The following is a 22,014-nucleotide window of genomic DNA, read 5'->3' as shown; positions in this document are numbered from 1 at the left end:
CCGGTTCATACGAATTCGACGGCCCGCCCGGACCGCCGGTTCCGTCAGGCCATGAGCGGCAGCAGGTCCCCGATGTCCGCGCGCTCCCCGCTCGCGCTGACCTTGGCCTCCTCCAACACGTCCTTCCAGGCCACACGGCCGGCGGCGAGCCGGATCCAGGTCAGCGGGTCGGTCTCCACCACGTTGGGCGGGGTGCCGCGGGTGTGCCGGGGCCCCTCGACGCACTGCACGACGGCGTACGGCGGCACGCGCACCTCGGTGGAGCCGCCGGGCGCCTTCACGGCGAGGGCGTCGGCGAGGAGCCGGGTGGCGGCGGCCAGGGCCTGGCGGTCGTACGGCACGTCCAGGCCGGGGACGGCGGCGTTCAGGTCGTCGGTGTGGACGACGAGTTCGACGGTCCGGGTGACCAGGTAGTCGTCCAGGGGCAGCGCGCCCACGTTGGTCTGCAGGAGCCGGGTGCCGGGGTGCTCGGCGAGGAGCGCGTGCAGGGACTCCTCGATGTCGGCGAGATAGGCGTCGAGGTCCTGGTGGTCCGCGGCGACCTTGCGGGTGAACTCGTCGATGGCAGCCGAGTTGACGGCGGTGGCGAAGGGCCAGTCGAGGAGCACGGCGTCCGCCCTGGGCGGCTCCGGCAGGGCCAGCGCCCGGTGGACGGCCGTGACCGCCATCCCGATGTGCGCGACGAGGTGCCGTACGGTCCACTCGCCGAGCCGCGTCGGCAGCGCGAGCTGCTCGGGGCTCAGGCCGCGCACGGCCTGCCGCACGTGTCCGAACTGCGCGAAGACCGCGGCACGGGTCTTGGCGGGGTCATAGCTGCGGGCGCGCTTCTTGGCCGGGGGCATGACAGTGACCCTATGCCGCCCGGGGGTGCGGCTTCAGCCGGTTGTCGCTTCGCCGCGTAAGCCTTTTCCGGCTTCACCGCGTAGGCGTTTGCTCCACCGCGTAGGCGTTCTACTGCTTCACCCCGTAGTCCTTCAGACCGTTCTCGACCAGGCCGAAGGCGACCCCGGCGCGTTCGGCTGCGTCGGCGGTGACCTGGTCGGGACTCACGCCCTCGGCGATCCGGCGGTGGTGCTCCTCGATCAGGGCGTTGCGGGCGGCGCTGAGGGTGGCGGCCGCGATCGTGGCCTGCATCAGGTCCCCGGTCTCGGCGGCCAGCAGGCCGGCCAGTTCCCGGGTGCCCTTCTGCGCGGCGACGAAGGCGCGCTCCATCAGGACCGGGGTCTCCCGCACCAGTTCGCGCACCTGGCGGGAGATCGGCTCGGGGTTCAGCCCGATCGAGGGGTCGCGGCTCTCCACCATCTCCAGGAACTGCCGGCGCACGGCGGCCACGGCGGACTCGCCCGGCTGCCGCTCCCGCACGGCCCGGGCCGCGTCGCCGAAGTGCTCCTCCATCGGCCGGAAGACCAGGTCCTCCTTGGTGCCGAAGTAGTTGAAGACGGTCATCTTGGAGACCTCGGCGGCGTCGGCGATCTCCTGCACGGAGACGTTGTCGAAGCCCCGCTCGACGAACAGGCCGACCGCGACCCGGTAGATCCGCATCGCCGTCTGCAGCTTCTTGCGCTCGCGCAGCCCCATCGTCTCAGCCATGCGGACACCTTACCGCGATGAAATTTAGGCCGAGATGAAGCTTAATCTGAGCCGAAACATTGACTCGGTACACGAATGCCGGGCATGGTGATGCCCATGACCGAAACCCAGCGCAAGATCGGCTTCCTCGTCTGCCTCGTCACGATCGTGCTCGCCGTCCTGGACCTGCAGATCGTGTCCGCGGCGACCGTCCCGATCGTCCGGGATCTGGACCCCGGGCATGGCATCGACAAGATCCCGTGGCTGGTCAGCGCCTTCTCGCTCGCCTCGGCCGCGATGCTGCCCCTGTACGGCCGGCTGTGCGACGTGCTCGGCGCCAAGCGGGTCTTCCTCGGCGCCTTGGGCGCCTTCCTGGCCGGCTCGGCGCTGTGCGGGGCGGCCCCGTCGATCGGCTGGCTGATCGCTTCCCGGGCCGTGCAGGGCGTCGGGGCGGGCGGGCTGATGAGCGTCACGATGGTCGTGATCGCGCAGCTGAAGGGGCCCGAGGAGAAGAAGAGCAAGGGTGCGGGCACAGGCGGGATCGTCGCCGGCGGCGGCATGGCCGTCGGCCCCTGGCTCGGCGGCTTCCTCGCCGACCACGCGAGCTGGCGCTGGGCCTTCTACATCAACCTGCCGCTCGGCATCGCGGCCCTCGCCACCGCGGTCGTGGTTCTGAAGCTCCCGCGCGACACCCACAGCCGTGCGATCGACTTCCCCGGCGCGGCCCTCGCCGCCGCCTTCTCCACCACGCTGCTGCTGGTCACCGAGTGGGGCGGCAGGCAGTACGCCTGGTCCTCCCCGCAGATCCTCGGCCTGACCCTGGCCTCCGCGGTCGCTCTCGCGCTGTTCCTGCGCCGCCAGGCCACCACCGCCGAACCGATCCTGCCGCCCTCGCTGTTCCGCGTCCCCGAGCTGCGCCTCGGCTTCGCGATCCAGGGTCTGATGGGTGTGGCCATGACCGGCGCGATGTACTACGTCCTGGTCTACCTCCAGGTCGCCCGTGGCGTCGCCAGCTCCTCCGCCGGGCTGTTCCTCATCCCGATGGCGGCCGGGATCATGGCCGTCGGCATCGTGGCCGGCCGGCTCACCGAACGCGGCTGGTCCGAGCGGACCTTCGTGATCAGCGGCTCCGTCGTCACCGTGGCCGCCTTCCTGCTCCTCGCCACCACCGGCACGAACACCTCGCTGTGGCAGCTGCGCGCCGCCCTGCTGCTCGTCGGCATCGGCTTCGGCCAGCTGCTCGGCCAGCTGATCCAGCTGGTGCAGGAGGCGGCGCCCCGCCAGCAGCTCGGTGTGGCCACCACGGCCATCCGCTTCTTTCAGACGCTCGGCACGGCCCTCGGCGCCGCCCTCTTCGGCACCCTCCTCAACCGCCTGTACGACGGCCCCGGCGACGTCGGCTCCCTCGCCGCGCTGCGGGGTGCCGCACACGCTCAGGGCGTGGCCGCGTACGTCTCCGCGATGGACACGGTGTTCCTGTGCGGGGCCGGGGTGATGGTGCTGTGCCTGGTCCTGGCGCTGCGCCTGCCTGGGTCCCGGCCGGCGCAGGCTCCGGCCGCACGGCCGGAGACCGGTGCGGCCCGCGGGCTCCGCGCCGAGGGCCAGGTCCCGTCCGGCGCCACGGGCGTCCGACACGACACTCGGGCGTCGTGAGTCAACTCACCTTCGTGGGTACGGTGTTGGGGGCAAGAAAGCTGTCGACAGCACGGGGGCGGCCATGGCCGACGCGCAGGCACACACCGACTGGCTGGATCTCGCCGACGCGCTCACCGCGCTGCGCGAGCAACTCGCGGAGGCGAAGGTGAGAGGCTCGGGCAGCCCGGTCCGGCTGTCCGTCGAGGAAGTGACCGTGGAGTTCGGCCTGGAGCTGCAGCGGTCGGCCAAGGGCGACGGCGGGTTCAGGTTCGGCGTGGTCAGCGCGGGCGCCCACGGGGAGCGGGCCCGCCGCACCACCCACACGGTCACCCTGCGCCTTGCCGCCCGCACCGAGGCGGGCGGACCGGTTGACGTCAACGACGTGGACGACGACGCATGACGCCGGCCGGCCCGGACCCCGAAAACGTCGTCCAGGTACGGGCGCACCCATCGTTCGGCACCGGATACCGGATCGCTCCGGGCCTGGTGCTGACCGCCGCGCACGTGGTCACCGGTGCGGACGGCGAGCAGGCCGGGCAGGTCACGGTCGCCCGGCTCGGGCAGGAGCGCCTGGCGGGCGACGTCGTGTGGTGGCGAAGGGACGAGGCCGTCGACGCCGCGCTGATCCGGCTCCGCACGCACGGCGCCCCGGAGACACCCGGGCGAGCAACGGTCACCCGGTACGGCTCGTTCGTCTCGGCCCGGCCCGACCAGCCGGTCGAGGCGATCGGCTTCCCCCGCGCGCAGAAGTCGGAGAGCCTCCGCGACCAGGAGCACTTCTCGGGACTGCTGAGCCCGGCCACCGGCGCCGGCGCCGGGCACTACGAGTTCACGAGCACCACCCCGATGCCCGGCGGCCCGCCCGGCGCCACGGCCACCCAGTGGGCCGGCATGTCCGGGGCCGCCCTGTTCGCCGCGGGACTGCTGGTCGGCGTCGTACGCCAGGACCGCAGGCCGGACTGGGGCACGCGGCTGACCGCGACACCGCTGTCGGCTCTCCTGGCCGACGAGGAGTTCCGGCACACGGTGGCCGAGGCCACCGGCCGCGACCCGCTGTGCGAAGCGGTCGAGCTGTCCGGTCTCCTCGCCTCGCCCTACCCCAGCCGGGACATCCCCTCCGTCGCCTCCCTGCTGCGCGCCGACTCGGAAACCGTCTCCTTCCACGGTCGCGAGGCGGTCATCGAGCGGTTGGCCGACTGGTGCGCGGGCGCGGAGCCCGCGTCGGTGCTGATCGTGATCGGCCAGGGTGGGGAGGGCAAGAGCCGCCTCGCCCGTCGGTTCCTCGCACAGCAGCGGGCCGCGGGCTGGACCACCGGGCTGCTGCGGCCCGGGCCCGCCGACGACGCGGTCACCGAGGAGCGGTTCCACCCCGTCGCCCGGGCCCGCGGTCCGCTGCTGATCGCGGTGGACTACGCGGAGAACCACCCGCGTCAGGTGCGTGCGCTGCTGCGGCAGGCCCGGGCCGCACAGGGCCCCGTACGGCTCCTGCTGCTCGCCCGCGAACGCGGCGTCTGGGCGGAGGCGCTGGACGAACCGGACCCCGACGTGCGGGACCTGCTCGCCGACGCACCGGTCCTGACGCTCGAAGCGCTGGCGGCGACCGACGCGGACTGGGACGCCTCCTTCCGCCGGTCCCTGCGGGACCTCGCCCGGGCGCTGCCCGCCGTCCCCGGCCACGAGGGGCCGGACTGGGCCGCCCTCGCCGAGCGGATCGCACCGCCGCCCGCGGACACCCACCACCGCGCCGACTCGGCGCTCGGCATCCAGATGACCGCGCTCACCCTGCTGCTCCAGCAGGCCGTCCCGCTCGACACGGTCCGCGGCGAACCGGTGGAACGCACCCTGCTGCGCCATGAGGAGGCGTACTGGACCCGGGCCGCCCACCGCTGCGGGCTGCGCGGACTCGACCGTACGACCCTGCGCTCGGCGGTCGCCGCCCTGCACCTGGTCACCGTGGCCGACCGGACCCAGGCCGTCTCCCTGCTCGACTCCCTCGGCGTGAGCGACTCCGACCGAGGCCGGATCGCGGCCCGCTGGCTGCACGAGCTGTATCCGCCGGCCGAAGGCGCCCACTGCGGCTCCGTGCAGCCCGACCGGCTCGCCGAGTACCTCCTCGTGACGGCCTGCGCCGACGAGGGCGACCTGCTGACCCGCGTCGTGTCCGCCGCCGCGCACCTCGGCGACCCGCGGCTCGCCGCGTACTTCGACGCCGGTCCCGACCAGGGCGACGCCCCCGGCTACGGCCAGATGATGGCGCTTCGGGAAGCGGTGCGCACCGCGCGGTCGCAGCAGCACTTCGGGCATGCGGTACGTCCCCTGCTGGACCAGATCGAGCGGACCGCGAGCCTGCCGGTGATCTCCGACCAGACCCTCGCCTGGGCGGTCAGCAACAGCCAGACGCTGCCTCCGCCCGGCATGCGGCAGCAGATCACCCGGCACAGCGACGGCAGCGCGACCATCACCGGCGTGCTCGACGCGGCCTCGGCCGCCCTGGCGGTCGCCGGCTACCGCCGGGGCGCGCATTCGATCGTCCAGAGCGACGCCCGGGACCAGGGCTTCGTGCACATGCTGCACGCCTTGAGCCTGAGCCAGCTGGGGCGGCCGGAAGAGGCCCTGGAGGTCTCCTCACGCGCGGTCGACGCCTTCCGGTCGGCGCCCGGCGGCGAGGACGACCTGGCCGGCCAACTGCGTCAGCAGGCCGAGCTGCTGCTCGGCCTCGGTCGACAGGACGAGGCCGTGGCGGCCCTGCGCGAAGCGGTACGGCTGCGCGGGCCGGCCGGACCGGCCGCGAACGAGGAACAGCTGCGCCCCCTCCTCGACCCGCTGGTCCTGACCCTGTGCCGGCTGGGCCGCTTCGCCGAGGCCCGCCCGTACGCCCGGCAGGAGACGGAGCTGCTGGGCCGGTCCGCGGGCACGGCCCCGGAGACGGCCCGGCCCTACCTGGTGGCCCTGGGCCGTTACGCGCAGGTGCTGGAAGCGTGCCAGGACGCCGGCGAGGCCCTCGCCCTCTGCGCCCGCGCGGAGGCCTTCGTCGCCGGACTGCCGGCCGCGGCCCGCGACGAGCTGACCGCCGAACGGGCCCTGGTGGCCGAGACGAGGGCCCAAGCCCACAGCGCGCTGGCCGACGGACCGGCCGGCGTCGCCGCCTGGCAGGAGGCCGCCGAGCTGTGGCAGCGGCTGGACGCCCCGCACCAGGGACTGGTCCCGGCGGTGCGCCAGGTCATGGCACTCAACAACGCTGCCGTCGGCCACCAGGCGCTGGGCCACCACGATCGTGCGCTGCGCCTCATCCGCGAGGCGGTGGAACTGGCCCTCGGCGATCGGGGTGAGCCGGTGCTCCGCGACCGCCCCGAGCTGTACGAGGCGGTGCACGCCACCTACGTCGGCTACCTGGCCCGTGGGGGCCGTGCCGAGGACACCCTGCGCGAGGCCGAGCGGCTGCGGGACAGGCCCCGGCCGTCCGCGACCCCGCTGCCGGTCCACTTCGCCAACAGCCTGCGCGAGGCGTCCCTCGCCCTGGCCGCCACGGGCCGGCTCGCCCTGGCGACCCGGGCCAGCGGCCTCGCGGTGGCCACCCTGGAGACCCTCGCCCTGTCCTCGGCCGATCCCTACCTGCCGACGATGCTGGCCGCCGTCCTCGTCGACCACGCCGCCAACCTCGCCCAGACCGGTGCGGCCGCCGACGGCGCGGAGACGGCCGGCCGCGCGGTCGACCTCTGGCGCCGGCTGGCCGCGACGGAGCCGGAGGCGCGGATCAACCTGGCACAGGCCCTCGGCAACCGGGCCTCGTGCCTGCACGTCCTCGGCCGCCACGCCGAGGCGGCCGGGGCAGCCGGGGAGGCCTCGGACCTCGTGCGCGCGGAGATGCGGGAGGAGCAGCGGCTCCTGCCGCTGCTCGCCGACCTGCTGAGCCAGCGGGCGACCTGCCACGCGGAGTCGGGCGACCACACGGCGGCCGCGGACGCCCGCGACGAGGAGGCCGCCATCCGCTACCGGCTGTGGCGCACCGACCCGTCGGCGGGCCCAGGAGCCGCCCGCGCCCTCGCCGAACTCTCCGCCCACTTCGAGGAGACGGGCCACCTGCGCGAAGCCGTGTCGGCGGCGAAGGCGGCCTGCGATATCCACCACGAGCTGTACGGACCCGAACCGGGCGAGCACTGGCGGGAGGTCGTCTTCGCCCTCGCCCGCGCCGGCACCACTCTGCTGAAGAGCGGCGCGGCGGCGGAGGCCGTGGCCCCTTTCGTGCGGTGCCTCGCGCTGTACCTCAGGGCGGGCGACATGGACCAGGCCGCCGCCTGCCGATCGGCCATCGACATCGCCCATGCCATGGACCCGGCCGGTGTGGCCGCCGAGTGGCGGCGGATGGTCGGCGCCGACTTCCCGAAGTGACCGCGCGGCGCGCCACGGACGGCGAAGGGCCCGCCCGGACGGATCCGGGCGGGCCCTCGCGTCAGGTCACCGCCTAGGCGAGCAGCGCCTCGATCGTGCCCTCGTGGGCCTCGCGCAGCTCGGCCAGCGAGAGGGAGAACTCGCCCTGGATCTCGACCGAGTCACTGTCCACGACACCGATGCGGGCGACCGGCAGACCGCGGGCACCGCACATGTCGTTGAAGCGGACCTCCTCCGAGCGCGGCACCGCGACGATCGCACGCCCGGCCGACTCGGAGAACAGGAAGGTGAAGGCGTCCAGCCCGTCCGGTACGACCAGACGCGCGCCCTTGCCGCCGAGCAGCGCCGACTCCACGACCGCCTGGACCAGACCGCCGTCGGACAGGTCGTGCGCGGAGTCGATCATGCCGTCGCGGGAGGCGGAGATCAGGATCTCGGCCAGCAGGCGCTCGCGCTCCAGGTCCACGGCCGGGGGCAGGCCGCCGAGGTGGTCGTGGACCACCTGGGACCAGGCCGAGCCGCCGAACTCCTCACGCGTGTCGCCGAGGAGGTAGATCAGCTGGCCCTCCTCCTGGAAGGCGACCGGCGTGCGGCGGGCGACGTCGTCGATGACACCGAGGACGGCGACGACCGGCGTCGGGTGGATGGCGGCCTCGCCCGTCTGGTTGTAGAGCGAGACGTTGCCGCCGGTCACCGGGGTGCCCAGCTGCTGACAGGCGTCGGCGAGACCGCGCACGGCCTCCGCGAACTGCCACATGACCGCCGGGTCCTCGGGGGAGCCGAAGTTCAGGCAGTCGGAGACGGCGAGCGGCTTGGCGCCGGTCGTCGCCACGTTCCGGTAGGCCTCGGAGAGCGCCAGCTGCGCGCCCGCGTACGGGTCGAGCTTGGCGTAGCGGCCGTTGCCGTCGGTCGCGATGGCGACGCCGAGGCCGGTCTCCTCGTCGACGCGGATCATGCCGGAGTCCTCGGGCTGGGCGAGGACGGTGTTGCCCTGCACGAAGTGGTCGTACTGCGAGGTGATCCACTTCTTGGAGGCCTGGTTGGGCGAGCCGACCAGCTTCAGGACCTGGTCCTTCAGCTCCTCGGCGGTCTTCGGCCGCGGCAGCTTGTTCGCGTCGTCCGCCTGCAGCTCGTCCTGCCAGGACGGGCGGGCGTACGGGCGCTCGTACACCGGGCCCTCGTGGGCCACGGTCCGCGGGTCGACGTCGACGATCTTGCCGCCGTGCCAGTAGATCTCCAGCCGGTCGCCGTCCGTCACCTCACCGATGACGGTGGCGATGACGTCCCACTTGGCGCAGATCTCCAGGAAGCGGTCGACCTTCTCGGGCTCGACCACGGCGCACATGCGCTCCTGCGACTCGCTCATGAGGATTTCCTCGGGCGAGAGCGTCGAGTCACGCAGCGGTACGTCGTCCAGGGTCACGCGCATGCCGCCGGAGCCGTTGGAGGCCAGCTCGGACGTGGCGCAGGACAGGCCCGCCGCACCGAGGTCCTGGATGCCGACGACCAGCTTCTCCCGGAAGGCCTCCAGGGTGCACTCGATGAGGAGCTTCTCCTGGAAGGGGTCACCGACCTGGACCGCGGGACGCTTCGACGGCTTGGCGTCGTCGAAGGTCTCGGAGGCCAGGATCGAGGCGCCGCCGATGCCGTCGCCGCCGGTGCGGGCGCCGTAGAGGATGACCTTGTTGCCCGCGCCGGAGGCCTTGGCGAGGTGGATGTCCTCGTGCCGCATCACACCGATGGCACCGGCGTTGACCAGCGGGTTGCCCTGGTAGCAGGCGTCGAAGACGACCTCGCCGCCGATGTTGGGCAGACCCAGGCAGTTGCCGTAGCCGCCGATGCCGGCGACGACGCCCGGCAGGACGCGCTTGGTGTCGGGGTGGTCGGCCGCGCCGAAGCGCAGCGGGTCCACGACGGCGACCGGGCGGGCGCCCATCGCGATGATGTCGCGGACGATGCCGCCGACGCCCGTGGCCGCGCCCTGGTAGGGCTCGACGTAGGAGGGGTGGTTGTGCGACTCGACCTTGAAGGTCACGGCGTAACCCTGGCCGACGTCGACGACACCCGCGTTCTCGCCGATACCGACGAGCAGCGCGTCCGACTCGGGCGCCTTCTCGCCGAACTGGCGCAGGTGGACCTTGGAGGACTTGTACGAGCAGTGCTCGGACCACATGACCGAGTACATGGCGAGTTCGGCGCCGGTCGGGCGGCGGCCCAGGATCTCGACGATCCGCTCGTACTCGTCCTTCTTCAGGCCGAGTTCGGCCCAGGGCAGCTCGACGTCGGGGGTCCCGGCCGCGTGCTCGACCGTGTCCAGAGGCGTCCGGCTCATGCGTTGACCAGCTTCTTGAGGATCGAGGTGAAGAAGGGGAGGCCGTCGGTGCGGCCCGTACCGATCAGCGGCTCGACGGCGTGCTCGGGGTGCGGCATGAGACCGACGACGTTCCCGGCCTCGTTGGTGATGCCGGCGATGTCCCGCAGCGAGCCGTTGGGGTTGAAGTCGAGGTAGCGGAAGACGACCCGCCCCTCGGCCTCCAGCTTGTCGAGCGTGTACTCGTCGGCGACGTACCGGCCGTCCATGTTCTTCAGCGGGATGTGGATCTCCTGGTCCTGGCGGTAGTCGCCGGTCCAGGCCGTCCCCGCGTTCTCCACCCGCAGCTTCTGGTCGCGGCAGATGAAGTGGAGGTGGTCGTTGCCGAGCATCCCGCCCGGGAGGAGGTGGGCCTCGGTGAGGACCTGGAAACCGTTGCAGATACCGAGAACCGGAAGTCCGGCCTTCGCCTGCTCGATGACGGTCTCCATCACCGGCGAGAACCGGGAGATGGCCCCGGCCCGCAGATAGTCGCCGTAGGAGAAACCGCCGGGCAGCACCACGGCGTCGACCTGCTTGAGGTCCTTGTCCTTGTGCCAGAGGGCAACCGGTTCGGCACCCGCGAGGCGGATCGCACGCTGGGTGTCCCGGTCGTCGAGACTCCCGGGGAAAGTGACGACGCCAATACGAGCGGTCACTTCGCGGCCTCCGCGACTTCCTCCACCTTGACGGTGAAGTCCTCGATCACGGTGTTGGCGAGGAAGGATTCCGCAAGATCGTGGATGCGGGCGAGCGCGGCCTCGTCAACCGGCCCGTCAACTTCCAGTTCGAAACGCTTTCCCTGACGTACGTCCGAGATCCCCTCGAAACCCAGGCGCGGCAGCGCACGCTGGACCGCCTGGCCCTGGGGGTCGAGGATCTCCGGCTTGAGCATGACGTCGACTACGACGCGTGCCACTGGCACTCCCGGTGTGTGGTGCTGAGCAGGTTCCTTCAGACTACCCGCACAAAATTTCTACGCGAGTAGAGTTGTAGGAAACTACGTGAGGCGCATCACGATCGGGTGACGGGCGGGCACCCTCGCGAAAAGTTCTGGGAAAGTTCCACGGGTCCGCCCACGACGCCTATTGCACTGGGACACGCTGACGGATTTAGTCGGGCTTCACTTTGCATTGCCGGGCACTGTACAAATGAATTGGCAATAGCCGATACTCGGCACGTCATCGCCGATGAGCTGTATCGACGTGCCGCACGAAGGGACCGATATTCGTGGCGCAAAAGGTCGTGGTCACTCTCTTTGACGACATCGACGGCTCGGAAGCGGCGGAAACGATCGCCTTCGGACTCGACGGCAAGTCGTACGAGATCGACCTGAACGAAACCAACGCCAAGAAACTGCGCAAGGCGCTCGCGCCCTACGTGGAGGCCGGCCGCAAGCGCTCGCGCTCCGGCAAGGCGTACAAGCAGACGGAGGTCGCCCCCGATCCGGCGGCCGTCCGGGCCTGGGCCCAGGCGAACAAGATGGACGTGCCGGCGCGCGGACGCATCCCGAAGAAGGTCTACGAGGCGTTCAGCGCCGCGCAGTGAGGCCCGCGAAGGGGCAGTCCTCAGGGTCCGTCAGCGGGCCCTGAGGGCCGTGCACTTGGCCGTGGCGGGAGCCGACTTGCGCTACCCCCCTGCTGATCAGCTAATGTCTGAGACACGCCGAGGGGCGAGGCCGAAAGGCCGGATCCCACGGATCGTGCGGGTGTAGTTCAGTAGCAGAACATCCCCCTTCCAGGGGGAAGGCGCAGTGTGCAATTCCTGTCACCCGCTCTGGCACCGGTCGTCACGACCACTCCTGTGGATCAGGTAGGCTGGTGCTCGCACCGATCGGTGGGAGCCGGTCGGGAGCAGTGCGGACGTAGCTCAGTTGGTAGAGCGCAACCTTGCCAAGGTTGAGGTCGCGAGTTCGAGCCTCGTCGTCCGCTCCAGAGAAACCCCGGTCATATGACCGGGGTTTTTTCGTGCGTGCACATGACTGACATTTGTCATGCCGAGTGATGACACCGCGCACTGCTGTTCCGCCCCGCCCGCCGGGACGCTGAACTCATGAACACCAACGAACACGAGCACGTGATCGAGGCCACAGACCTCAGCCGTGTTTACGGGGGCGGGTTCGAGGCCGTGCGCGGAGTCACCTTCTCCGTGGCGCGCGGGGAGATCTTCGCCCTGCTGGGCACCAACGGCGCGGGAAAGACGTCGACGGTCGAACTGCTGGAAGGCCTCGCGGCACCGGCCGGCGGCCAGGTCCGCGTCCTCGGCCACGACCCCTTCCGGGAGCGGGCCGCCGTACGCCCCCGCACCGGGGTGATGCTCCAGGAAGGTGGTTTCCCCTCCGACCTGACCGTCGCCGAGACCGCCCGGATGTGGGCGGGCTGCACCAGCGGGGCCCGGCCCGAAGCGGAGGTGCTGGAGCTGGTCGGGCTGGCCCGGAAGACCGGCGTACGGGTCAAGCAGCTGTCCGGCGGCGAACGGCGGCGCCTGGACCTGGCGCTCGCCCTGCTCGGCGGCCCCGAGGTGCTCTTCCTCGACGAGCCGACGACCGGGCTCGACGCCGAAGGCCGCCGGGACACCTGGGAGTTGGTGCGCGGCCTGCGGGCGGCGGGCACGACCGTGCTGCTCACCACGCACTACCTGGAGGAGGCGGAAGGCCTCGCCGACCGGCTCGCCATCCTGCACGAGGGGCGCATCGCCGCCTCCGGAACCCCGGCCGAGGTCACCGCCGGCCGTCCCTCCCGGATGTCCTTCGAGCTGCCCGACGGCTACTTCCTCGGGGATCTGCCGCCCCTCGCCGACCTCGGCGTCTGCGGGCACGAGAGCGACGGCAACCTCGTCCGGCTGCGCACCCGCGAGCTGCAGCGGACCGCCACCGGGGTGCTGGCCTGGGCCGAGCGGGCCGGGGTCGAGCTGCGCCGCCTCGATGTGCGCTCGGCCTCACTGGAGGAGGCGTTCCTCGGGATCGCACAGGAGCAGGAGGTCATGGCATGAGCACTCTCACCTGGGCACCGACGGGCCGGCGGCTGCGCGTGCTGGCCCGCGCCGAACTCGCCCTCCTCGGCCGCAACCGCAGCGTCGTCTTCACCGCCCTGGTCGTACCGCTCGCCCTGCCGTTCACCGTGCGGCCCGCCCTCGACCAGATCGACCTGAAGAAGGAAGGGCTCTCCATCGGCACGGTGATGATGACGGCCGCGATCGGCTACTCCCTCCTCTTCGCCGTCTACACCTCCCTGGTGAACGCCTACGTCGCCCGCCGCGAGGAACTCGTCCTCAAGCGGCTGCGCACCGGCGAACTCTCCGACGCCGAGATCCTCACGGGCACGGCCCTGCCGGCCGTCGTCCTCGGCCTCGCCCAGGCCCTGCTGCTGTGCGCGGGCTGCGCGGTGCTGCTGCACACAGGGCCGCCCAAGGCGCCGTACCTGACCCTGCTGGGGCTGGCGGCGGGACTCGTGCTGAGCGCCGCGCTGGCCGCGCTCACCGCGTCCTTCACCCGCAGTGTGGAGAGCGGACAGGTCACCGCGCTGCCGCTGGTGTTCTTCTCGATGATCGGCTCCGGCATCGCGATCCCCACCGAGATCCTGCCCGACCGGCTCGCCTCGGTCTGCGAACTCCTGCCGCTGTCCCCCGCGATCCGGCTGGTCCGCGGGGGCTGGACCGGCCAGTTGACCGCCTTCGAGGTGCTGGCCACGGTGGCGACGGCGCTGGCCTGGACCGTCGTGGCGGTGTTTGCTGTACGGCGGTGGTTCCGGTGGGAGCCGCGGCGCTGAGCACGGGGGCACACATGGTGGGGCGGATACGGCGGTGGCACCAGCGTCACTGGCACGAGCGCAGCAAGGCCGAGCGGGTCGAGCTGCAGAGCGTGGTCACCTGGCACGGCAGCATCTGGGTGTTGCCGATCGGCTGGCTGATGCTGCCGCTCGTCAGCGGGCTCGACCACCGGCCCCTGCCGATGGCGCTCGGCGGGCTGCTGATCGCCGTGGACCTGCTGCAGTGCGCGGCCGCGAGCCGGGTGCTCCGGCCCGCGCTCGACGTCTACCTCGGACGCGCCGAACTGCCGCCACGCGCCCAGCGCGGTCCCGCCGTCCTGCTCGGCCTGGCACTCGGGACGGTCGTGGCGCTCGCCGCGGTCGACGGAACCGACCCGGTCACCGCCCGGCTCGCGGTCGGAGCGGTGCTCATGCCGTTCGGGCTGCCGTACGCGCTCACCGTGCCCATGGGCGTGTTCCTGCGCCGCGCCGCGTACCTCGCGGTGCTGATCCTGGCCGCCTTCGCGGTCGTGCGCGGCGACGGCCTCGGTCTCTTCGCCACGGTGCTGGTGACCGCCTTCGCCTCCGCCTTCTCCCTGATCGCCGCCCGCTGCGGTGCCTGGACCCTCGCCGTGCTCTGGGAGGCGGAGCGCGCCCGGGAGGTCGAGGCCCGGCTCGCCGTCGCCGAGGAGCGGCTGCGGTTCGGGCGGGACCTGCACGACGTGCTGGGGCGGAACCTCTCCGTGATCTCCCTGAAGAGCGAGCTGGCCGTGCAACTGGCCCGGCGCGGGCGGCCGGAGGCCGTGGAGCAGATGATCGAGGTGCAGCGCATCGCCCAGGAGTCGCAGCGGGAGGTGCGGGACGTCGTCCGCGGCTACCGCGAGGCCGACCTGCTGGTCGAACTCGCCGGTGCCCAGGGCGTGCTGACGGCCGCCGGGATCGAGTGCGAGGTCCGCGCCGAGGCCGGCGGGCTGCCCGCCGAGGTGCAGTCCGCGCTCGGCTGGGTGGTGCGCGAGGCGGCCACCAACGTGCTGCGGCACGGGGACGCGGGACGGTGCACCCTGAGGCTGCGGGTACGGGAGGGGTGTGTGGTGCTGACGGTGGAGAACGACGGGGCGGCGGGCCCGAGCGGCAGCGGCGGCTCGGGAATCGCCGGGCTGCGGGAACGACTGGCCGCCGTGGGCGGGACGCTGGAAGCCGGGCTCGTCGGCAAGGACCGGTTCCGGCTGGTGGCCGAGGTACCGGTGAAACAGGAAGTGAGCGGAGTCACCTCATGAGCAGCCCGGTACGGCTGTTGCTCGCCGACGACGAGCATCTGATCCGGGGCGCGCTGGCCGCCCTGCTCTCCCTGGAGGACGACCTGGTCGTCGTCGCGGAGGCGGCGAGCGGGCCGGAGGCGCTGGCGATGGCCCGGGCGCACGAACCCGACGTGGCCGTCCTGGATCTCCAGATGCCGGGCGCCGACGGTGTGAAGGTCGCCACATCTCTGCGCGCCGAACTGCCCGGCTGCCAGGTACTGATCGTCACCGGTCACGGGCGGCCCGGACACCTCAAGCGGGCGCTCGCGGCCGGTGTGCGCGGGTTCGTCCCGAAGACGGTCAGCGCCCAGCGGCTCGCCGAGATCATCCGGACCGTGCACGCGGGAAACCGTTACGTCGACCCGGAGTTGGCCGCCGACGCGATCTCCGCCGGGGACTCCCCGCTGACCGCCCGGGAGGCCGAGGTGCTGGAGCTGGCGGCCGACGGAGCACCGGTCGCGGAGATCGCCGAGCGGGCCGCGCTGTCGCCCGGGACCGTGCGGAACTACCTCTCCTCGGCCGTCACGAAGCTCGGTGCGGAGAACCGTCATGCGGCAGTGCGTCTCGCACGCGACCGAGGTTGGGTATAGTTGGCCTCGCGCCACGGCGCATGCGGACGTAGCTCAGTTGGTAGAGCGCAACCTTGCCAAGGTTGAGGTCGCGAGTTCGAGCCTCGTCGTCCGCTCCAGTACGAAAGGCCCCCGGTTCTCACCGGGGGCCTTTCGCGTTACGCCCAGCTCGTGCCCGTCAGGCGCTCGTAGGCCTCCACGTACTTCGCCCGGGTCGCCTCCACGACCTGCTGCGGCAGCGGCGGCGGGGGCTGCTCGCTCTTGCGGTCCCAGCCGGACTCCGCCGAGGTCAGCCAGTTCCGGACGAACTGCTTGTCGTACGACGGCTGCGCGCGGCCCGGCTGCCACTGGTCGGCCGGCCAGAAGCGCGAGGAGTCCGGGGTGAGCACCTCGTCGGCGAGGACGAGCGTGTCGCCCTCGAAGCCGAACTCGAACTTGGTGTCCGCCAGGATGATCCCCCGGTCGCGGGCGATGTCCCGGGCGCGGGAGTACACCGCGAGGGTGGCCTGGCGCAGCTGGGCCGCGGTCTCGGCGCCGACCTGGCGGGCGACCTCCTCGTAGGAGACGTTCTCGTCGTGCTCGCCGACCGCGGCCTTGGTGGCCGGCGTGAAGATCGGGCCGGGCAGTTCCGAGCCGTCGACCAGACCCTCGGGGAGGGCGAGGCCGCAGACGGTCCGGGACTCGTTGTACTCGAGCAGGCCCGAGCCGGTGAGGTAGCCGCGGGCCACGCACTCCACCGGGACCATCTTCAGGGACTTGCAGATGAGCGTGCGGCCCGCCCAGTCGGCGGGGGCGCCCTCCGGCAGCTCCGTGCTCAGCACGTGGTTGGGGGCCAGGTCCCGCAGCTGGTCGAACCACCACAGGGAGAGCTGGGTGAGGACGCGGCCCTTGTCGGGGATCTCCGTGGGCAGCACCCAGTCGTAGGCGGACATACGGTCGCTGGCGACCATCACGAGGTCGCCCGCCTCGTTCTGGTACAGCTCGCGCACCTTTCCGGTGTGCAGGTGCACCAGGCCCGGAACCTGGATCGGCTCGGGCTTTTCTACGAATCCGGACACGGTTCCTCCCCGTGGTTCTGTCCAAGTGCCTCGATTCTCCCTTATGAGGGCGATCGGTTTCGGCCAGGGGGGTGACGGCGGTCCGCCGGGGGGCTCGGTGACGGTCCGCCGGGTGTCAGTCGCGTTTGCAGATGCGGTCCAGCAGATTCGCCGTGGCCCGCTGGATACGGGGGTCCACATGGCCGGGGCGGTCCAGGGACGGGGACCAGGCGAAGGTGCCGGAGGCGAAGACCCAGGCGCCGGAGGGGGCCCGGTAGAGGGAGGTCTCCTGGTGGCGCAGGACGCCGTCGTTGTCGGTGTAGGGGGAGTGCGCGAGCAGGATGCGCTCCTCGTGCTCGGGCAGCGGGGTGCGCGGGAAGTAGCGGTCGGCCTCGCCTGCGACCAGGCCCTCGATCTCGTCGCCCTCGTGCGCGCCGGTCGCGTCCCACAGCCAGTGGCCCGCGTTGCGGACGATCAGCGGGTACGGCTCCGGGACCCGGCCCGCGTACTGGATGCCGACCAGCTGCTGCTCGGGCCGGTCGATCTCGCGCCACAGCACCGGCTTTCCGGGGCCCTTGCGTTTGCGGCAGGTCAGCAGCCGGTCGGGGACACCGGACGGCGAGGGGCCCAACTCCACCTGCCAGTACATGGTGTTGGCGGAGAGGAAGACCAGCGAGGTGCCGCGGTCGCGGGCGTCCTCGACGGCGCGGCGCATCGACACCGACCAGTACTCGTCGTGGCCCGGGAAGACCAGGCCCCGGTACCGGGTGGGGTCGACCCGGCCGGCGTGCAGGTCGCGGGCGTCGGCGTAGGCGATGTCGTAGCCGTAGCGCTCGGCCCAGCGGATGAAGTCGTAGGCGTGGCCGACGTGCAGGGGCAGGCCCGCGCCCGCGTACGGGCGGTCGAAGGAGACCGTGGTGGCCGCGTCCGCCTCCCCGAGCAGGCGGCCCTTCTCGTCCCAGGCGTGGTAGAGGCTGGCGCCGGTGTGACCGTCCTCCGGGTAGAGGTTGTACGCCTGCCAGGTGATGTCGGGCAGCAGCAGGAGCAGGTCGGCGGGGTGGTCGTCGCGGACCGTGAACGGCACGTGGGAGCGGTAGCCGTCGACGGTGGTGAGGACGGCCACATAGGCGCCGATGCTCCAGTGGGAGGGCACCTGGAGGCGCCAGGACAGCCACCAGTGGTGGCAGGAGACCGTGCGGTCGGCGGTCAGCGGCTGGGGCTGGACGATGCCGGAGAGCCGGGGGCTCGTGGTGATCTTGGCGGCGCCGTCGCCCCCGTAGTGGCCGATCCGGTAGATGTCCACGCTGAACTGCTGGGGCGGGTCGACCGTGATGTGGAAGTCGATCGCCTCGCCGGGCGTGACCGCGCCGGTGGAGGTGAAGCCCTTGATCTGCCGGTGCACGTCGTCGGCCGAGCGGGGGCCGGAGCCCGCCGCCCTCGGCGCCGGGACGCGCGGCTGTTCACCGGCCGGCTGCCGCGGGCTCGGGTCGACGTACCAGGGCACGACGTGTCCCGTGTCGTCGAAGTAGGTCTCGCTGCCACGCAGCCAGGGGACCGGGCCCAGGCCGAAGGGGTCCGTGACAGCGTGCGCGAGTGCTCCGGACTCCCAGCGGCGGATGTGGTCCGAGGCCATGGTCGCTCCCCTCCCTCGTGCCCCCCGTGTCGCTCTGGCGGTGGTGCGGTGTGGTGCTCGGTCGTGCTGTCGTATGTCGCATGCGCTTGCCATGTGCGAGGTCGGTCCCCAGCACATCACATAACGCACGGACCTGGTCACTGTTCGTTGCGAATTGACCTGAAGTGGAAGACGCTTTTCCGTTACGACGCCCAGGACGCCGGGTGGGCCACGGCACTCGGTGGTGGCCGGTTTCAGACGAGCCGCACCGGCTTCTCCGGGCGTATCCCGGACGCGGCCAGCCAGTCGCGCAGCGGGCCCGGGTCTCCCTCCTCGATCAGGCTGAGCACCTTGGGCGCGAGGTCGGCGGCTCGCACGCCGCCCAGCAGCAGGGAGGGGCCGTCGAGCCAGTCGAGGCCGGGGGCCGCACCGGCCGTGTCGACGGCGGCGCAGCACACCATGGCCGTGACGTGATCGGTGAGCAGCTCGCGGGCGGAACGCGGGGGTTGCAGCGGGAACAGGGGCAGCGTGGCGTCGTCCCACAGGGCGCTGTCGGGGGCTCGGCCGGCGGCGGTCGCGCCTCTCGGTGCGGCGGCCTCCTCGCGGGCCAGGGCGGCGGTGAGGCCTGCGGCGAGGGCGGCGCTGCGCTCGGTGCCGGGGTCTGTGTCGTCGTGGGTGTCCGCCTCGGCTTCGCCTTCGGCGGGGAATTCGTTCCCAGCCGCGCCACCCGTGCCGCTTTCGTCGTCGGGTGCGGGTGGCCCCTGTGGGGGGTCCTCGCCGTCGGCGGCTTGCGGGGTGTTCTGCGGGGCCTCCAGGACAGCGGTTTCCGTCAGGTGGTCCAGGACTCGGGACAGGGTGGGGCCGGGGGGCTCGGGGGCTGTGGGGTCCGCGGTGGGGCGGACGCCGAGGGAGTCCAGGACTCGGTGGAGGCGGGCCGCGTCGGCGCGCCAGGTGCGGTCGACGACCTCCTCCGGGTACGCCTGCCAGTCCACCGGGGCCCAGTCGGGGCCGCACTCGGCGGGGCCGCCGTGGAAGAGGCGGGCGGCGAGCAGGGAGGCTGCCTCGTCGACCGCGCCGGGCTCTTCCAGGAGGTCGCAGGCGGGGCGCTCGCCGAGGCGGGAGGCGAAGCCCTCGGCCAGCCGGTCGCGCCGGGACAGCTCGGTGAGCGCGGCCACCACGCCCGCGTCCAGCCGGGCGGGCCAGCGGCCCATGCGCCAGGCGGGCAGCGCCACCCGGGTCAGCAGCCGGTCCCAGCCCGCGTAGGCGAGACCGACCTGCTCCTGGGCGACGATCCGCAGTCCGTAGTCCACGGCCTGCGCGCGCTCGGCCGCCGCCGCCGCGACCCCGCGCTCCATCAGCGCCGCGTGCTCGCGGCAGCCGCGCAGCAGCAGCCGGGCGACCCAGCCGACGGCCGCGCACACGGCCCGGGTGAGCGGGCAGCGGCCGGGTGTCGAGGCGGCGCCGACCGCCGCGTCCAGACCGCGCACGAAGCGGCGGGCGGCGGCTATGTCCGGGTGTGCGGAGGGGCCCGTACCGGCGACGACCGGGGCGAGGACCGCGCGCAGCTCGCCGACGCGCATCCACCACAGGAACGGGGAGCCGATGACCAGGACCGGGGCGGTGACGGCCCGGCGGTGGGCGCCGAAACCGGATCCCTGGCCGGGGCCCGCCAGCTCGTCGTGCGCCGGCCGCGGGGGCGGGCCGTGGGCCGGGTGGGTGCGGTCCTCCAGCCAGCTGTCGCAGTCCGGGGTGAGCGCTATGGCCGAGGGAGCGGGGACCTCGAGCCGCTCGGCGAGGTCGCGCACCAGCCGGTACAGGTCCGGGGCGGAGGCCTCCGGGACGGGGACCGTGGGGCTCATGGCGGGGCGGGCCCGGGCCACGACCAGGGCGACAGCGGCGGCGGCCAGCAGCACGACCACGGCCAGCACGCCCACGACCCAGCGGGCGGCGGACCAGCCCGGGCCGACGAGATGGCCGGTGGAACCGCCGGTCAGCAGGATCACCTCGGCGGCCGCGGGCAGCACGGCCACGGCCAGCGCCCGGCCGCGGATGCGCAGCACGGCGAGGGCCCGCGAGCGCGCTGCCTGCGCGCCCACCTCCACACCGATTCCGGTCACGAGCGGATCTCACCCCCTCCCTGCCGATCCCGGGCTGTCCTGGGGTTGCTCACTCCCCCACTGTGGCACCCGCCACTGACATCGCAATGCCGGTGGGCCAAGTGCCGGAACGCTTGCGCCGCACCCTAGTTGGGGCCTCGGCCCCCGTCAGCCGGATGGGCGATTGCTCACTCGATGGAATGGCTTTGGTCAGAGGTGGGTGACAGACAGCAAAGATCAGGCCCCGGATTTTCGTCCGGGGCCTGGGTGGGTGCGGGATGCGTGCGACCGGCGGCTTTACGCCTCCGCCGCCTCCCCCGCCCGCTCGGCTTCGTTTGCTCCCGCAGCCTTCGCGGCGATGTCCGTGCGGTGCTGCGAACCGTCCAGGCGGACCCGGGACACCGCCCGGTACGCCCGCTCGCGGGCCTGGGTGAGGTCCTTGCCGGTGGCCGTGACGGACAGCACCCGGCCGCCCGCGCTGACGACCGCGTCACCCTCCTGCTTCGTCCCGGCGTGCAGGACGTAGGCGTGCGGGGCGTCCTCGGCGGCCACCTCGCCCAGACCGGTGATCGGGTCGCCGGTGCGCGGGGTGCCGGGGTAGTTGTGCGAGGCGATGACCACCGTGACGGCCGCGTCCTCGCTCCAGCGCAGGCGCTCCAGGTCGTCCAGGGTGCCGTTCGCGGCGGCCAGCAGGACACCGGCCAGCGGGGTCTTCAGGCGGGCCAGCACGACCTGGGTCTCGGGGTCACCGAAGCGGGCGTTGAACTCGATGACCCGGACACCGCGCGAGGTGATCGCGAGCCCGGCGTAGAGCAGACCGGAGAAGGGCGTGCCACGGCGGCGCAGCTCGTCCACGGTCGGCTGCAGCACCGTCTCCAGCACCTCCTCGACCAGCTTCGGGTCCGCCCACGGCAGCGGCGAGTACGCGCCCATGCCACCCGTGTTCGGGCCCTCGTCGCCGTCCAGGGCGCGCTTGAAGTCCTGGGCGGGCTGCAGCGGCACGACGGTACGGCCGTCGGTGATGGCGAACAGGGACACCTCGGGCCCGTCGAGGAACTCCTCGATGACGACCCGCTCGCAGCCGGCCGCGTGGGCCTTGGCCGCCTCCAAGTCGTCCGTGACGACGACACCCTTGCCGGCTGCCAGCCCGTCGTCCTTGACGACGTAGGGGGCACCGAAGGCGTCGAGGGCCTCGGCGGCCTCCTCCTCGGTGGTGCAGACGTACGACCGGGCCGTGGGCACCCCGGCCGCCGCCATCACGTCCTTGGCGAAGGCCTTGGACCCCTCCAGCTGCGCGGCTTCCCCGGAGGGGCCGAACACCGGGATGCCCGCCTCGCGCACGGCGTCGGCGACACCCGCGACCAGCGGGGCCTCCGGGCCGACGACGACGAGTTCGGCACCGAGTTCGCCGGCCAGCGCGGCCACGGCCTTGCCGTCGAGCGCGTCGACCTGGTGCAGCTCGGCGACCTCGGCGATGCCGGCGTTGCCGGGAGCGCAGTGGAGCGCGGTGACGTCGGGGTCGAGGGACAGGGAGCGGCACAGGGCATGTTCGCGGGCGCCGCTGCCGATGACGAGGACCTTCACGGGGGTCAGCCTAATGGCAAGGTTGCCGAAGGTCGGGGGGCGGGGAAGCTGTGCGTTCCTACGAAGGGCGCCCGCTGTCGGCCGGAACGGCCTCGTCCTCGAACGCCGGACGGGCTGAACTCGCGCCCG

General features: G+C 72.6%; 17 protein-coding genes and 3 tRNA genes. 11 read left to right on the top strand and 9 right to left on the bottom strand.

Annotation, left to right across the window (positions count from 1 at the left end; translation table 11 throughout):
* Positions 1-44 precede the first annotated feature (44 nt).
* Together BEK98_RS24705 and BEK98_RS24700 are read right to left on the bottom strand one after the other, a co-directional pair.
* The gene (locus BEK98_RS24705; RefSeq protein WP_094218828.1) at positions 45-842 is read right to left on the bottom strand and encodes a maleylpyruvate isomerase family mycothiol-dependent enzyme; all 798 of its coding nucleotides are present in this window, start codon (positions 840-842) and stop codon (positions 45-47) included.
* A gap of 109 nt (positions 843-951) precedes the next feature.
* Positions 952-1,590: a TetR/AcrR family transcriptional regulator gene (locus tag BEK98_RS24700; RefSeq protein WP_094218827.1), complete on the bottom strand. Its 639-nt coding sequence runs from the start codon at positions 1,588-1,590 to the stop codon at positions 952-954.
* 96 nt (positions 1,591-1,686) lie between these two features.
* Here BEK98_RS24700 and BEK98_RS24695 point away from each other — a divergent pair, with 96 nt between their 5' ends.
* The 3 genes from BEK98_RS24695 to BEK98_RS24685 all read left to right on the top strand — a co-directional run bounded on the left by BEK98_RS24695 (position 1,687) and on the right by BEK98_RS24685 (position 7,593).
* On the top strand, positions 1,687-3,222 hold the full coding sequence (locus tag BEK98_RS24695) for an MFS transporter (protein WP_094218910.1): 1,536 nt from the start codon (positions 1,687-1,689) through the stop codon (positions 3,220-3,222).
* Between the two features lie 64 nt (positions 3,223-3,286).
* Complete coding sequence (locus BEK98_RS24690) at positions 3,287-3,604, top strand: trypco2 family protein (protein ID WP_094218826.1); 318 nt, start codon at positions 3,287-3,289, stop codon at positions 3,602-3,604.
* Positions 3,601-7,593, top strand: coding sequence for a trypsin-like peptidase domain-containing protein (locus BEK98_RS24685; RefSeq protein ID WP_094218825.1), 3,993 nt, complete (start codon positions 3,601-3,603; stop codon positions 7,591-7,593). Before BEK98_RS24690 ends, BEK98_RS24685 begins: the two co-directional genes overlap by 4 nt.
* Positions 7,594-7,666: 73 nt before the next feature.
* Here the strand turns inward: BEK98_RS24685 and purL are convergent, their stop codons facing one another.
* From purL to purS, 3 genes are read right to left on the bottom strand one after another with little or no spacing between them, the layout of a single operon-like run.
* Positions 7,667-9,925 (bottom strand): phosphoribosylformylglycinamidine synthase subunit PurL, encoded by a 2,259-nt coding sequence (purL, locus tag BEK98_RS24680; protein ID WP_094218824.1) that lies wholly within the window; start codon positions 9,923-9,925, stop codon positions 7,667-7,669.
* Positions 9,922-10,602 carry a phosphoribosylformylglycinamidine synthase subunit PurQ gene (purQ, locus tag BEK98_RS24675; protein WP_094218823.1) on the bottom strand — a complete coding sequence of 227 codons (681 nt, stop codon included), beginning with the start codon at positions 10,600-10,602 and terminating at the stop codon, positions 9,922-9,924. The genes purL and purQ overlap by 4 nt, the downstream gene beginning before the upstream one ends.
* Complete coding sequence (gene purS, locus BEK98_RS24670; protein WP_015659417.1) at positions 10,599-10,862, bottom strand: phosphoribosylformylglycinamidine synthase subunit PurS; 264 nt, start codon at positions 10,860-10,862, stop codon at positions 10,599-10,601. Before purS ends, purQ begins: the two co-directional genes overlap by 4 nt.
* A 311-nt stretch (positions 10,863-11,173) precedes the next feature.
* Here purS and BEK98_RS24665 point away from each other — a divergent pair, with 311 nt between their 5' ends.
* The 8 genes from BEK98_RS24665 (at position 11,174) to BEK98_RS24630 (ending at position 15,675) form a co-directional block, all read left to right on the top strand.
* Positions 11,174-11,491: a histone-like nucleoid-structuring protein Lsr2 gene (locus BEK98_RS24665; protein WP_031164632.1), complete on the top strand. Its 318-nt coding sequence runs from the start codon at positions 11,174-11,176 to the stop codon at positions 11,489-11,491.
* Positions 11,492-11,647: 156 nt separating this feature from the next.
* Positions 11,648-11,719 (top strand) — tRNA-Gly (locus BEK98_RS24660).
* A gap of 82 nt (positions 11,720-11,801) precedes the next feature.
* Positions 11,802-11,877 (top strand) — tRNA-Gly (locus tag BEK98_RS24655).
* Between the two features lie 118 nt (positions 11,878-11,995).
* Positions 11,996-12,934, top strand: coding sequence for an ABC transporter ATP-binding protein (locus BEK98_RS24650; protein ID WP_094218822.1), 939 nt, complete (start codon positions 11,996-11,998; stop codon positions 12,932-12,934).
* Entirely contained in the window at positions 12,931-13,710 is a 780-nt protein-coding gene (locus BEK98_RS24645; RefSeq protein WP_094218821.1) for an ABC transporter permease, read from the top strand. The genes BEK98_RS24650 and BEK98_RS24645 overlap by 4 nt, the downstream gene beginning before the upstream one ends.
* 14 nt (positions 13,711-13,724) lie before the next feature.
* Positions 13,725-14,966, top strand: coding sequence for a sensor histidine kinase (locus tag BEK98_RS24640; protein ID WP_094218909.1), 1,242 nt, complete (start codon positions 13,725-13,727; stop codon positions 14,964-14,966).
* A complete protein-coding gene (locus BEK98_RS24635) occupies positions 14,963-15,577 on the top strand; it encodes a response regulator transcription factor (protein WP_094218820.1) in 615 nt (204 codons plus the stop codon). The genes BEK98_RS24640 and BEK98_RS24635 overlap by 4 nt, the downstream gene beginning before the upstream one ends.
* 22 nt (positions 15,578-15,599) lie before the next feature.
* Positions 15,600-15,675: transfer RNA gene (locus tag BEK98_RS24630), tRNA-Gly, on the top strand.
* A gap of 39 nt (positions 15,676-15,714) precedes the next feature.
* On the opposite strand, the gene BEK98_RS24625 is transcribed toward BEK98_RS24630, so the two are convergent.
* The 4 genes from BEK98_RS24625 to purD all read right to left on the bottom strand — a co-directional run bounded on the left by BEK98_RS24625 (position 15,715) and on the right by purD (position 21,885).
* On the bottom strand, positions 15,715-16,614 hold the full coding sequence (locus tag BEK98_RS24625) for a phosphoribosylaminoimidazolesuccinocarboxamide synthase (protein WP_094218819.1): 900 nt from the start codon (positions 16,612-16,614) through the stop codon (positions 15,715-15,717).
* Between the two features lie 115 nt (positions 16,615-16,729).
* Positions 16,730-18,226, bottom strand: coding sequence for a N,N-dimethylformamidase beta subunit family domain-containing protein (locus BEK98_RS24620; protein ID WP_094218818.1), 1,497 nt, complete (start codon positions 18,224-18,226; stop codon positions 16,730-16,732).
* 233 nt (positions 18,227-18,459) lie between these two features.
* A complete protein-coding gene (locus tag BEK98_RS24615) occupies positions 18,460-20,322 on the bottom strand; it encodes a M48 family metalloprotease (RefSeq protein ID WP_094218817.1) in 1,863 nt (620 codons plus the stop codon).
* A 276-nt stretch (positions 20,323-20,598) separates the two neighbouring features.
* Positions 20,599-21,885: a phosphoribosylamine--glycine ligase gene (gene purD / locus BEK98_RS24610; protein ID WP_094218816.1), complete on the bottom strand. Its 1,287-nt coding sequence runs from the start codon at positions 21,883-21,885 to the stop codon at positions 20,599-20,601.
* Positions 21,886-22,014 lie beyond the last annotated feature (129 nt).

The sequence above is a fragment of the Streptomyces diastatochromogenes genome, from assembly GCF_002242805.1.
Classification (GTDB): Bacteria; Actinomycetota; Actinomycetes; order Streptomycetales; family Streptomycetaceae; genus Streptomyces; species Streptomyces diastatochromogenes.
The sequence above is the reverse complement of the archived record's forward strand: the minus strand, read 5'-3'. Positions and strand labels throughout refer to the sequence as shown.